The sequence below is a fragment of the Kitasatospora sp. NPDC058444 genome, from assembly GCF_042721415.1.
Classification (GTDB): domain Bacteria; phylum Actinomycetota; class Actinomycetes; order Streptomycetales; family Streptomycetaceae; genus Kitasatospora.
On the sequence record NZ_JBHXLL010000027.1, the window covers coordinates 1 to 13,307 of the forward strand.

A 13,307-nucleotide genomic window follows, 5' to 3' on the forward strand; every position below is an offset into this window, starting at 1 on the left:
GGGGTGCCGTCGGCGGAGGCGATCGCGGAGACGCCGAGCGTGGCGGCCGCGGCGACGGCGCCGCCAACGAGCCAGCGGGACATGCGCTTTGCCATGCCTAATCCTTTTCGTTCATCTGGTGTTGCCCTGATGGGCAGATCTTCGGAATCGGGTGACCGGCCTGAATGGCGGGCGAACCAACCGTCCGTGACATGGCGTCATTCCGCGTGCGAATGACCCGAAGTGACTGCACGGCAGACACCGATGTCGCGAGCCGGAATCCGGCCCATCGAACCAGATCGGCAGGTGTCCGGACAACCGCTTTCGGCTGCTGGCCAGGCAGGATGTCACGCTTTCAAGGTCATTGGGTGCTTGTTGGCGATGCGGCTGTTTTGCTTGGCTATGCTCGCCGTCGGGCGTTTCATTGCGTTTGCTTGGCCTGGCAACTTTCGGAATTCGTAGACGCTCTGATGTGACGTCACTTATCGTTGGGCCCCGCTACGGCCGGGATTCGGCCGATGTCGACAGTGGAGGTTCCGATGCGCCAACCGATATCCCGTTCACGACGGCGAGGGAGGGGAGGGCCGCCGCTGTTGGGCAGGCTCTCCCTGGGGCTGCTGCCCCTCGCCCTGACGGCCGGTCTGGTCGGGGCGGGCATTCCGAGCGCCGCTGCCGCCGGAACGGCTACCGTTCAGCCGCAGCTGAGCGCCCGCGACGTGGCGTTGCAGGCGTGGCTCAACAGCGGTCCCCGCACGCACGCTCTGGCCGAGACCGCGCTCGCGGGCTCCGACCAGGACGTGAAGCAGTTCGTCGACAACGTGCTCGCAGGGGCGCAGAGTGCGGACGATCTGCTCGCGGCCACGCAGATCTCCAGCGTGGGCGGGCCGAAGGTCCGGGAGGCCGCCGACAAGGCGATCGAGGGGACGGCCGCGGATCGGCGCGCCTTCCTGGAGAGTGGCTGGCAGGCGGCCCTCGACGCCGACCGGCGGCTGTGGATCACCCGGATCACCGACCCCGCGATGGGCGCCGGGCGGAATCTCCGGGCAGCGGGTGATGCCGCGCTGCGCAGCAACACCGGTGACGACCTGCAGCGGTTCCTGACGGAGACCCAGTTCACCGCGAAGGACAGCGACGACCGGGTCAAGCTGGTCCAGATCCTGAGTTCCGGTGGACCCAACGTCCAGGCGGCGGCGCGGATCGCGCTGAACGGGTCGATCCAGGACGTGCGGGACTTCCTCGCGACCGGCCAGTACATCGCGCAGAGCCGTGACCAGGAGCGCGCGAGCATCGCGCAGCTGGCGCAGCAGGCGAAGGACGCGAGCGCGCAGGCGGCCCAGGAGACGGCCGCGGCGATCGAGGCCAAGGACGCTGCGGTCCACAACTCGGAGCTGGCCAAGGCGGACGCCGCGCGGGCGGCGATCGAGACGCAGCAGGCCGGCAATGACACGGCCAAGGCCACCGAGGCCGCGAACAGGGCCGCCAGCGCGGCCGAGCGCGCGGGTGCGGCGGCACAGACCGCGATGACGGCCGCGCGTGCGGCCAACGCCTCCGCGCGGGCCGCCGCCGTCGCGGCGTCGAACGCGGCGGCCGCCGCGGCCGGTGCCCAGCGGGCCGCCGCCAACGCGCGGACGGCGGCCGCCGCGGCGGCCGGTGACGCGACCAAGGCGCACGAGGCGCGGGTGGCGGCGGACGCCGCCGACGCCGCAGCCAAGATCGCCGCGGACGCGAACGCCACGCTGGTGAAGGCCAACGAGGCCGCGGCGCGGAGCAAGGACGCGGCCGGTGCCGCGCTCAGCGCCAAGGGCAACGCCGACTCCGCGGCGGGTTCGGCCGAGCAGGCCGGCGCCTACGCGGACAGCGCGGGCGGTCAGTCGGCGAAGGCCAGGCAGGCCGCCGCGGCGACGCGTCGCTCGGCCGCCGAGGCCGGCCGTGCCGCCGCCGCCTCGCAGCAGCTGGCCGGCGAGGCCGCCACGCAGGCCGAGGCCGCCAAGACGCTGCTGGCGTCCGCGGCCTCCCACGCGGCGGCCGCGGCGCAGGCCGCCCGGGACGCCGCCGACCACGCCGGACAGAGCGCCAACGCCGCGCAGGAGTCGACCGACCACGCGAACGCCGCCTCCGGCTTCGCCACGGACGCCCAGACCGCGGTCGACAAGGCCAACGCCGTCCAGGACCTGACCCGTCGCACCGAGGCCGAGGACCTGGCCAACCGCACCGCCGCAGCCGTGGAGAAGGCCCGCAAGGCCAAGGCCGACCAGGCGGACAAGCAGGCGCAGACCGACCAGGCGGCCCAGGAGGTCCAGAAGGCGAAGTCCGAGGCCGACCGCCTCGCCGCCCTGGCCAACCAGCCCGGCGCCACCCCGGCACAGGTCGCCACCGACGGCCGCAAGCTCGCCCTCATCTCCCGCAAGATCTCCGGGGAATGGGGAGCCGCGGCAGCTGAAGCCGCTCTCACGGGCTCGGACACGGCCGTCTTCTCCTATCTCAAGACCAGCCGACAGCACGCTGAGGAACAGGACGCCCGCGCCCACGCCACCGCGGTCTACACGAACACGGAAAACGGCGCGGTCCGCGACGCTGCCTACACGGCGCTCCAGGGCGGCGGCGCGCAGATCAGCGCCTTCCTGGTCAGCGGTCAGGACGATGCTCAGGCGCCGGACAACCGGCTGACGATCACCCGTATCAGCGACACTGCCGGCCCGGCCGTCAAGGCCGCCGCGGATGCCGCGCTGCGGACCAACACCCCCGCCGCGCTGCGGGACTTCCTCGGCAAGGGCCTGTCGGACGCGCAGGCGGCCGACGACCGGCTGACCGCGGTCCGGCTGGAGGACGCCCAGGACACCGAGCCCGAGCTCAAGGCCGCGGCGAAGGTCGCCCTCGAAGGCCCCGTACAGGACCTGCGTGCCTTCGTGGCCGAGGGCCAGTACACCGCGCAGCAGCGCGACCGGCTCACCGCTGTCCACGTCGCCGACGTCAAGGGCCTGATCGCCGAGGCCACCGCCGCCGCCGCGACCGCGCAGAAGAACGCGGCCACCGCCCAGGCCGCCGCCGCCATCGCCCGCAGTGCCGCCGAGGAGGCCAAGGGCTACGAGGCCTCCGCCCAGGCCTCGGCCAACACCGCCGCCGACCAGGTCGCCAAGGCCCAGGCCGCCGCCGACGCCGCCCAGGCCTCCGCCACCAAGGCAGCCGCCTCGGCGAAGAGCGCCAACGCCGCCAAGGCCTCCGCCAACCGCGACGCAGCCAGCGCTGTTTACTCCGCCAACCGGGCCGAGCGGTCCGCGCGGGAGGCGCGGTGGGCAGCAAGCGACGCCAACAACTCCGCTGCCGAGGCCCGCGCTTCCGCAGAGGCGGCTGGTAAGGACGCGACTGCCGCGCAGGCGGCCTCTGACGATGCCCATGCGAACTACCAGGCCAAGTACGAGGCCGAGGAGAAGGCCCGGGTCGCCCAGGTCGAGGCAGATCGCGTGGCAGCTCAGAAGGAGTTGGAGGAGCAAGCCGCGAAGGCGAAGCAGGATGCGATCGCGGCCATGGAAGAGGAGATCAAGAAGCAGAAGGCGGACAACGACAACGCCAACGCCTTCTACCACATCATTTCCGAGAGCATCCACTTCACGCTCGACATCATCGGTGGTGCCGGCGGGGTCATAGCCCCCGGACTCGCCGACATCGCCGACCTCGTCAACTGCGCCTACTACGCCGTCGAGGGCCGCACCACCGACGCAGTCACCTCCTGCATCGGCGCGATCCCGTTCATCGGTGATGGCGCTGCGGTGGCCAAGTTCGCCCAGTGGGCCAAGAAGTTCGGTTCCTGGGGCGAGAAGGCCGTTGAGTTCATCAAGAAGCTCGTCGGGCGTCTCCCGTCGTCGTGCCCGGGTCTGAACAGCTTCCCGGCCGGCACCCGCGTCCTGATGTCCGACGGCTCTACTCGGGCGATCGAGACCGTGCGGATCGGTGACGAGGTCCTCGCCACCGACCCCACCACCGGAGTGACCGGCCCTCGCAAGGTCTCGGCCACCATCTACACGCCGGATGACCGTGATTTCACGGACATCTCCCTGGGCGCCGGGCAGTCCGTGACCAGCACGGATCACCACCCCTTCTGGTCCGAGAGCCGGCAGCAGTGGGTCGACGCCGCCGACCTCCAGACGGGCGACGAACTGCGCAACTCGACCGGACAGCCCCAGCGCATCGCCGGCGTCCGGCACTGGAACACCCTCCAGCCCGCCTACAACCTCACCGTCGACGACCTCCACACGTACTATGTACTGGCCGGCTCGACCCCGGTCCTGGTCCACAATGCCAGTGGATGCGGAACGGGAACGGTCTGGGATCAGATCAAGGCCACTCAGCCCAATTATGTGGGAAGTCAGCTCCCCCGGTCGTTCGAGTTCTCCGCGGGTGACGTTCAGGTGTGGGTGCATGGAAATGCGACAGAGCACATTGCGGAGTACCTCTCCGGGATGGCCGGGCGTGGTGCGACGAAGGCTCAGATAGACATGGCTGCGCAGGCCCAGCTTGCGAGCCTGCAGTCTGCGGTGCGTGAGGCGGGGAAGGGAGGACTCCCCTACGAGACCCTGGTGGTTGTGGGGGGTTGGGAGCTGAAATTCAGCGCACCGCGCCAATCTGGGCAGCTTCCCGCTCTGATTCATGCCCTCTATACGGAGTGATTGGTAAGTCGTGTGATATCTGTACTTGGCGCAGCAGGCTGCGAAGGTGCGTATTTCGAGAGCGATCCTTGGATCGCCATGAAGGTTGCCTGGGAGCCTAGGATTCAGGGGCGGCCTTTGTATCTCAGGGTTTCTGGGATCAACGGCGGCGAGGTCGAGATGAAGATCGACCCGGTTTCCGGAATGCTCGGCCAAGTGGTCGTCATCGATGTCCCTCCGCGGGTCGAAGTGAAAAATAGGATCCCCCTCGATGGCGTGGATCAGAATCTGACCCCGATTCTTGACCGATCCATTTGGGGTTGGAAGGAGACTCCGGACGGCGCGACGCTCGACGGTTCCGTTGCGTCCTCGGTTGAGGAGCTGGGATTCATTCAGTCGGAGGAGCGGATCGGTCTGGTGTTTTCCGATCGAGAGCCTGTCCGGTACTTGCGCTGTGAAGACATTGCAGTCGCAGTCTCGGATGACGGTGCTCTGGTGGAGATCTCGGCCTTCCTGTAGCCCGCTGCGCCTGTGATCACGGCGCACCGGGACTGGAAGGGTCTCTGAGATTTCCGCGGTAGCCCCACCGAAGAACTTCGGTGGGGCTACCGGCGTTTTGACAGGAGGGCCCATGAGGACGTCGGCGACGGTGCGGTGACGTGAGGGCGACAGCTGAGGAACAGACGCGAGTCACGGCGGTAAGACCGCGTCGTTTCAAGTGCGGCAGGGGCCCCGGGCGGCTACGGGCGGGTGAGGCGCTGGGCGAGGTCGCGGGCGTGGGTGGCGGCGGTGGGGCCGCGGGTGGGGTCGGGGGCTTCGGAGAGGAAGACCAGGGCGAGCATCAGGGCGGCGTCCAGGCGGCAGGCGAGGAGGCAGGGGTCGTCCTCGTCGGGGACGGGGGCGACGGTGGCGTAGCCGGCGCGCAGGGCGGCCAGGTCGAGGTCGTTCTCCGGGTAGCGGGCGTACTCGGCGAGGCGGCCGAACTCCAGGGCGGAGGTGCCGAGCAGGGCGTTGGACCAGTCCAGGAGGGCGGTGGTGCGGCCCTGGTGGCGGCGGATGTTGGAGCTGCGGACGTCGAGGTGGAGCAGGCTGGTCCCGGTGAGGGGAGCGAGGTGCCGGGCGAGGACGTCGGCGGCCGGGGGCTCGGGCAGGTCGTCGGTGCGGCGGGCGAGTTCGGCCCAGCGGCGGCCTATCCGGGTGGCGATCGCCTCGGCGGTGGTGCCGCCCTCGGCGGCGACGGGGCGCAGCCGCGGCGGGGGCACCTCGTGGAGGCGGGCGAGGAGTTGTCCGAGGGCGTGGGAGTCGAGCGGGGAGCCGTCGTCGTCGACGTAGTCGGAGAGCAGCACGTCGGGGGAGTTGGGGTCGTCGGCGAGGACCAGCTCCCGGGCCCGGGCGACGGGCAGGCCGTGCCCGGCCAGGTGCCGGGCGATGGCGTGCTCCTGGACGAGCAGGGAGCGGGTGTCCACGTGCGGGTCGTTGGCGTTGGAGTCGAACCGCCGGTGCGCGAGCCGGACGGCGACCGGTCCGCCGTCCCGGTCCAGGGCCCGGAAGACGGTGAACTCCAGTCCCTTGCCGACGAGTTCGAGGCCGCTGAGGCCCCACTGCTCGGCCAGTCGGTCCAGTACGGCGAAACGCTCGCTCATGGGGCATCCTCGGTGGTCTTGGGACGGTCGGTCGCCCTGCTGTCCCTCAGCAGGGCGTAGGCGATCGGCAGGCAGGTCAGCAGGGTGACCACGCCGCCGAGGGCGAAGGCGGCGCCCGGTCCGGCCGCGGTGCTCACCCGGCCGAAGACCAGCGCGCCGAGGGGCATCGTGCCCCAGGCGAACAGCCGGTAGACGCCGGTGGCCCGGCCGAGCATCCGGTCCGGGATGATCGTCTGGCGCAGCGAGACGGCGACGACGTTCCAGACCATCAGGGCGAAGCCGGTGGCGCAGTAGGCGGCGGACACCACCCACACCCGGTCGGTCGCCCCCACCGCCAGGCCGGCGAGGCCCATCAGGCCCAGGCCGCCGACCAGCGCGGGGACCCGGCCGATCGCCGTGGACAGCCGGCTCGCGACCGTGCTGCCGACCACGCCGCCGACCGCCCCGGCGGCCAGCAGCGCCCCGTACGCGGAGTCCGGAAGCCCCAGCACGTCGTGCACCAGGATGACGAAGACGGCGATCTGGCCCAGGTAGACGGCGTTGATGACGCCGGCGGAGACGGTCAGGGCGCGCAGCAGCGGATCGCGCAGGACGAAGGCGACGCCCTCGCGGATGTCCGCAAGCAGGCGGGGGCGGGGCTTCTCCGCGGGCGATCCGGGTTCGGGCTCGGACACGGGCTCGGGCTCGGACACGGGCTCGGGCTCGGACACGGGGTCGGGGTCGGGGGCGGGTCCGCGGATGCCGCGCAGCAGGACCGCGGAGACCAGGAAGGAGACCGCGTCGATCAGCAGCGGAACGGCCCGGCCCACGGTGAACAGCACGCCGCCCACCACCTGCCCGAGCAGGTCGCGGCCGACCGTCTGGACGGCGAAGAGCCGGCCGTTCGCCGACTCCAGCCGCTCCGCGGGGACGACACTCGGCAGCAGCGCGAAGGACGCGCAGTCGAACAGCACTTCGCCGACGCCCAGCAGGAACGCGGCGGTCAGCAGCGGCCAGAAGGTCAGCCGGTCGGTGGCGAGCAGCACGACGGCGAGGAGCAGCACCACGGCGCGCAGCAGGTCGGCGAGGACCATCAGCAGGCGCCGCTCGAAGCGGTCGGCGTACGCCCCGGCGGGCAGGGCGAACAGCAGCCAGGGCACCGTGGTGGCGGCGGTGACGGCGGACACCTGGAAGGCGTCGTGCAGCACCGCGGCGGACAGCAGCGGCAGCGCCGCGAAGCGCATGCCGTCGCCGACCGCGGAGGAGGCCGCGGCGCCGACGACCCGGTGGTAGCCGGACGCGGGGCGGACGGTGGTGTCGTTGCTCACCCGCGCGGCTCCGGGAGGGACTCCGGGCCGGCCGAAGTGCCAAGCCCGGCCGAAGCACCGCGGCCGGTCGAAGCACCGCCGCCGGCCGAGAAGACGGCGCAGCGCAGTTCGCTGGTGTACCGGTGGCCGTCCACCTCCAGCCAGCGCTGGTCGGGCGCGGGCAGCATCTCGGAGATCTCCAGCGTGCCGTCGGTCTTGGCGGCGAGCCGGCCCAACTGCCGTACCAGCAGCGGGGACTCCCAGTCGACGTAGACCGGTTTCGGTTCGCCCGGGACCTTGACGAAGACGTGCCGGGGCAGCCGGTGCTCGGCGCGCAGCCGGCAGGCGGCGACGAACAGGGCGGCGTCGTCCCGGCCCCTGGGCCGTCCGAGGGCGGTGGTGTCGCGCAGCCGGGAGGCGGGGATGCGCCAGGTCTCGCGCTGCAGCACGACGCGGCCGCAGCGGATGCGCGGGATGTGCGCCAGGCCGGGGGCGTTCAGTCCGGCGCCGCCGAAGTGGCGGGGGAAGGCGAACGGGGAGAGCGGGTCCTGGCGGATGCTCGGGCCGCCGGCCGGGGGCGCCATCAGCCGCAGCCGGCCGTCGACGCCGTGGGCGCGCAGCTCCAGCCGGTCGCCGCGCAGCACCAGGTACAGCTGGGAGGGTTGCAGCACCCGGTCGCGGGTCTGTGCGGAGCGGCCGTAGACCTCCAGGTCGTGGCAGGGGTAGACGAGTTGGGTGGAGGACTTGTCGGGGTGGCCGCGGGACAGGTTGGCGAGCACCTCGTCGTCCGCGAGCAGGGACCGGTAGCCGCGGTACACCTCGGGGAGCAGTTCGGGGGTGTGCTCCTGGATCAGCGGGCCGAAGCTGGTGTGGGTGATGACCTCCCGCACCGCGTGGCAGTCGCCGATGACGGCGGTGAACCGGCCCGCGGCCAGGTCCTCGCGGCTGCGGGCGGCGAACAGCACGTCCGGGTCGCAGACCGCGGGCGGGCTGCTCGGCCGGCCGGCGAGTACGGCCTCGATCCGTTCCCGGGCGACCACGACCTCGGAGCGGTCCGGGTCGGTCGCGGCTCCGCCGAGCAGGGCCGCGCCGATCTCCCGGTCCAGCTCGGCGAGTTCGGCCTCGACGGCGAGGCACTCGCGGGCGATGGCGTCCCGGTCGCGGAAGAACTCGGCGTAGAGCACGTCCAGCGGGATCTCCACCCTGGGGCCGAACCGCTCGGCCACCCACCGGGTGAGGACGACCAGTTCGCGCCGCATCCGCAGGCGCGGGCCGGCCAGCACGGTCTCGTAGACGACGGACAGCTCGTCCGTGATGAAGCGGGCGAGGTCCGGGCCGACGGTCAGGTCGGCGGGCCGGCCGCGGGCCTCCTCGAACAGGATGCTGCGGTCGGCGTAGTGCAGGCCGCTGTTGCGGTTCGCGGGGCCGCCGGTGAGCTGCTCGAACCGGGCCTTGCTGTCGGCGAGCGCGGCGGCGCGCTCGGGCAGCGGCAGTCGGGCGAAGCGGGTCAGGTCCGCCTCGAAGCCGTCGATCGCGTCGAGCAGCGGGGCGGCCAGGTCGGCGGGGGCGGCGAGGAGTTGCCCGCGCAGGGCGGCCAGCGGCCGGTGGTCGCCGATCGGGATCTCGAACTCGACGACCACCCATTCGCGTTCGGCGAGTCCGGCGATGGCCTGGTCGAAGGGGACGGGGCAGCGCAGCTCGTCCTGCCAGGCCCGCCGCAGTTCGCGCAGGGTGCGTTCGCCGTCGCAGTGCTGCCACAGCCAGGCCTCGTACGGTTCCACCGGCCGCCCGCCGAGGTGCCGGAAGTCCCAGTCGGTGTCCAGGCCGTCGCGGGTGGTGAAGGCGTACAGGTCGATCCGGCCGTCGCGCAGGAAGGACAGCGGGCGGCGCCGGGGGCGGGCGTGGTCGAGCAGGCCGGGGACGGCGGCGGCGCTCTGGGCGAGCTTCTCGGCGGCCCAGTGGCTGAACAGCGCCCGCCGTTCCAGCTCCCGCTCGCCGGACCAGGTGATGCCGGGGGCGGTGCCGGTCCGGCCGGGGGTGAAGGGGCCGAAGTGCGAGTGGGTCTCGTTCTTGGTGGTGACCCGCTGGAGGTACATGGTGAGCAGGTCGGTCATCTTGCGGGTGCGCCGGCCCGTGCCGCCGTCGTGGCCGTCGAGCCAGGCGGCGAAGGTGGGGTAGGCGGAGTCGTTGGAGAGCAGCAGGACCTGCCGCAGCCGTTCGTCGCCGAAGGCCTCGACCACGGCGGCCCCGGCCCGGTCGAGGCGGTCCTGGTGCCGGGCGGCGAACCGGTCCTGCTCCTCGGCGAAGTGCCGGGCGGCGTCCTGGTAGCCGCGCAGGGCGGCGGCCGCCTCGGAGGGCACGGCCGCTGCCGCGGCGGCCAGTTCGGGCTCGGGGACGGGCAGCAGGAAGCCGGCGGGGGAGGAGAGCCGGGCGGCGCCGGGCACCGGGTGCCGGCGCAGGGCGGCCTTGAACTCCTCGGCCAGCGCCTTCAACCGCTGCCCGTGGGCGACGAGTTCGCGGGCCTCCTCGGCGGCGGCCGGGTCCGCCAGGGGCGCGAGCAGCTCCATCGGGAAGCCGGCCTGGCGGAGCACGACGACCGGCGCGAGCTGCCAGGCGACGCGCGCACCGGGCTCGGCGGTGGTGGTCCGGGGGTCGTTGACGGTGGTCACAGCCTCACCTGCGGAGTCGAGTGGACGGGCGGACGCCGGTCGTGCAGGGCGTCCAGGACGGCGAGCGGGTCGGCGGGGAGCGCGGGCAGCAGGCCGGGGCGCGGCGCCCAGGGCTTGACCCGCAGCCCGTGGTAGTCGGACCCGGCGGTGGCGACCAGGCCGAGCCGGGCGGCCGTCTCGGCGAGCCGGGCGCTGTCGGCCGGGGTGTGCCAGCTGGTCCACACCTCCAGCCCGGCCAGGCCGGCCGCGCGCAGCGGCTCCAGCAGCGCCGCGCACCGCCGGGCGTCCAGGCCGGCCGTGAGCCGGCCGGGGTGGGCGAGGACGGCGACCCCGCCCGCCTGCTCGATCCAGGCCAGCACCTCCACCAGGTCGGGGTTGACCGGGTGTTCGACGTGCAGCGGCCGGCCGGGCCGGCACCAGTCGGCGATCAGGCGGGCGAAGCGGTCCTCGCCCTCGCCGTACGGGGCGAACCGGGGGTCGCCCTCGGCCGCCTCCAGCAGCAGGGCCAGGTAGTCGTCGACGTAGGCGACCCGGCCGCCGCCGAGGCGCCGCTCGACCTCGGCCGGGTCGAGCGGCACGCCGAGGGCCCGCGCCCGGTCGGTCCAGGTGCGCCACCAGGCCAGTTCGGCGTCGTGGACGCGCCCGACCCGCCGCCGGAACGGTTCGTCGCCGGGGTCGACGAAGTAGGCCAGGCAGTGGGTCTCCTCGCCGCGCCAGTCGGTGGTGATCTCGCAGGCCGGTACCGCGGTGAGGCGCCCGCCGGCGGCCCGCTCGAAGGCGGCGACGCCCGCGAGGGTGTTGTGGTCCGTCACGGCGGCCACCCGCAGTCCGGCCGCGACGCACCGCCGGGCCAGCTCGGCCGGGGCCTCGTCCCCGTCCGAGTGCCGGGTGTGCAGGTGCAGGTCGACGGGGGTGGCCAGGGTGGCGGGCGCCCCCCGCATCAGCGGGCCCCGGGCAGGGTGCGCCGCCAGGAGGCGGCCAGCCAGTGCTCGTACGCGGGGCCGGACGGGTCGTCCACGACCAGGCAGAGCGGTTCGATGACCCGCCCGGCGCCGCCGGCCAGGCCGCCGTGCAGCATGGTCAGGTTGTGGCCGAGCAGCAGGTCGCACTGCTCGCCCGGGGCGAGCACCTCCCAGCGGCGGCGGAACCCCGCCCAGGTCAGGCCGGTGGCCGTGAGCAGCTGGTGGCAGAAGAGCCGGGCCGCGTCGCCCCGGCACTCGCCGCAGGCGCAGGCGCGGGCCAGCAGCGCGGCGGCGGGGAAGCGCCGGCGCTCCTCCTTGGTCAGCTCCGCCTCGCCGTGGTGGAAGGACAGGCCGTGCCAGAACGGCTCCTCCAGGCCGAGCATGGCGCCCACCGAGGGGTAGGCGCAGCCGTGTTCGGGCTGGCGCGCCAGGCCGCGGGTCAGGTTGCCGCCGAGCCAGCGGGCCGCGCCGGCCGCGGTGTCCGGCCCCCGGTCGACGCCGCGCCGCTCCAGCACGTCGTCGATCACGCCGAGCCAGTCGTAGTACGTGGTGACGCTCAGCCCCTCGCCGACCTCGGGCAGGAAGATGCCCTGGTACATCTTGTGCGCGGGGGTGGTGGTGTACCCGGAGGCGCCGTAGGTGCGCCGGGCCGGGTCCCAGTCGGGGGCGTCCCGGAGGCTGGGCGTCAGGTAGGAGCAGTGCTGGCCGTCGTGGTGGGGCAGCAGGGTCCGGGTGGGGTGGCCCTCGGGCACGTAGGTCTGCTGCGCCCGGTCGACCTCCAGCCGCATCCGTCCGGGGGCGCCGCGGGCGATCAGCGCGGTGCGGACGCGCTCGACGATTCCGGTGGACAGCCGGCGGCTGTCCTCGACCCCGAGCCGCAGCCGACCGATCCGGAAGACCGCGTAGCCGACCCGGTGGATGACCTCGACGGCCGTGGCGGCGAGCGCGTCCAGCGCGCGCTCGCGTTCGGCGGGGACCCCGGAGACCAGCGGGGTGCAGTCGAACTGCGCTTCGTGGGGCGTGAATCTCACCGGTGCTCCTGGGGTGCGGAGGGAGTGCTGCCGGGGGCCCAGGGCGCGAGTTCGGCCGGGGCCACCTCGGTGCGGAACAGGAACTCGAACAGCAGTCGGGCGGCGATCTGCGCGGTGCCGCCGGAGGGGTCGTAGCGGGGCGCGATCTCGGCGATGTCGACGGCGCCGACGGGCAGCGCCCGCAGCTCCTCGTAGACGTCGAGGAGGTCGCCGATGCCGATGCCGCCCATGGTGACGTGCCCGGTGCCGGTCGCCGCGGCGCTGTCGAGCACGTCGATGTCGAGGGAGACGTAGACGGTGTCGCAGCGCGAGCCGAGCTCCTCGATCACCGGGCGCAGGGCCGCGGCGGCGCCGTCCCGGGTGATCGCGGAGCCGGGCACGACGTGGAAGCCGCGGTCGAGCAGGCCGCGGAACTGGTCGTACTTGGTGACGTCCCCGACGCCGACGAAGGCGATGTCCTCCGGGCGCATCCGCGGGATCTCGCTGATCCGGCGGGAGTTGGAGCCGTGGTAGAGCGGCCCGTGCAGGGTGCTCCAGTTGCCGAAGTCGAAGTGGTGGTCGATGTTGACGAACCCCACCCGCTCGGCGCCGCGGTCGAGCCGTCCGGCGCGGAAGCCCGCGAAGGTGGGGAAGGTGCAGGAGTGGTCGCCGTTGAGGAAGATCAGGCGCGGGGAGTTCCGGCTCAGCCGACGGCTCTCGGCGGCGACGGCCTGGAAGGTCTTCACCGTGTCCGTCGGGTAGATGTGCAGGTCGCCGGCGTCCGCGACGCGGGGCGCGTGGTAGCGGAAGGTCTGCCCGGTGCGGGTGTCCAGCATCCGCCACTGGCCGAGGCTGGTGAGGTAGCTGGAGAAGACCAGGCTGGCCTGGCGGACCGCCCGCGGCCCCTCGGCGGCGCCCGGCCGGGAGCTGGCGGTGGCGTCGAAGGGCACGCCGGACACCACCCAGCCGCTCTCGCCCACGTCCACCTGGTCGGCGGTGGTGGTGGGGGCGCCGAACAGGGTGCCGACGCCGGCCCAGCCCGGCAGCGGGTCCTGCTCGAAGTCCTCGGGCTCGACGCTGGTGCGGAGCGCCTCGAAGTCGGGAAGCTCGGTCAT

8 protein-coding genes are annotated in these 13,307 nt (G+C 73.1%); 2 read left to right on the plus strand and 6 right to left on the minus strand.

All coding sequences use genetic code 11. From position 1 onward, the window contains the following. Positions 1 to 572 precede the first annotated feature (572 nt). A complete protein-coding gene (locus ACFWP2_RS25465) occupies positions 573 to 4,643 on the plus strand; it encodes a polymorphic toxin-type HINT domain-containing protein (protein WP_380455294.1) in 4,071 nt (1,356 codons plus the stop codon). A gap of 78 nt (positions 4,644 to 4,721) precedes the next feature. After that, complete coding sequence (locus ACFWP2_RS25470; protein ID WP_380455296.1) at positions 4,722 to 5,141, plus strand: hypothetical protein; 420 nt, start codon at positions 4,722 to 4,724, stop codon at positions 5,139 to 5,141. Between the two features lie 221 nt (positions 5,142 to 5,362). Here ACFWP2_RS25470 and ACFWP2_RS25475 read toward each other — a convergent pair whose 3' ends face one another. The 6 genes from ACFWP2_RS25475 to ACFWP2_RS25500 are packed head-to-tail and all read right to left on the minus strand — an operon-like array spanning position 5,363 to position 13,307. Beyond that, complete coding sequence (locus ACFWP2_RS25475) at positions 5,363 to 6,265, minus strand: phosphotransferase family protein (RefSeq protein ID WP_380455298.1); 903 nt, start codon at positions 6,263 to 6,265, stop codon at positions 5,363 to 5,365. Beyond that, positions 6,262 to 7,572, minus strand: a complete 1,311-nt coding sequence (locus tag ACFWP2_RS25480; protein ID WP_380455300.1) for an MFS transporter — start codon at positions 7,570 to 7,572, stop codon at positions 6,262 to 6,264. The genes ACFWP2_RS25475 and ACFWP2_RS25480 overlap by 4 nt, the downstream gene beginning before the upstream one ends. Next, positions 7,569 to 10,220, minus strand: coding sequence for a lantibiotic dehydratase (locus tag ACFWP2_RS25485; RefSeq protein ID WP_380455303.1), 2,652 nt, complete (start codon positions 10,218 to 10,220; stop codon positions 7,569 to 7,571). The genes ACFWP2_RS25480 and ACFWP2_RS25485 overlap by 4 nt, the downstream gene beginning before the upstream one ends. Next, positions 10,217 to 11,161, minus strand: a complete 945-nt coding sequence (locus ACFWP2_RS25490; protein WP_380455305.1) for a PHP domain-containing protein — start codon at positions 11,159 to 11,161, stop codon at positions 10,217 to 10,219. The genes ACFWP2_RS25485 and ACFWP2_RS25490 overlap by 4 nt, the downstream gene beginning before the upstream one ends. Next, complete coding sequence (locus tag ACFWP2_RS25495) at positions 11,161 to 12,213, minus strand: hypothetical protein (protein WP_380455307.1); 1,053 nt, start codon at positions 12,211 to 12,213, stop codon at positions 11,161 to 11,163. Before ACFWP2_RS25495 ends, ACFWP2_RS25490 begins: the two co-directional genes overlap by 1 nt. Further along, on the minus strand, positions 12,210 to 13,307 hold the full coding sequence (locus ACFWP2_RS25500) for an arginase family protein (protein WP_380455309.1): 1,098 nt from the start codon (positions 13,305 to 13,307) through the stop codon (positions 12,210 to 12,212). Before ACFWP2_RS25500 ends, ACFWP2_RS25495 begins: the two co-directional genes overlap by 4 nt.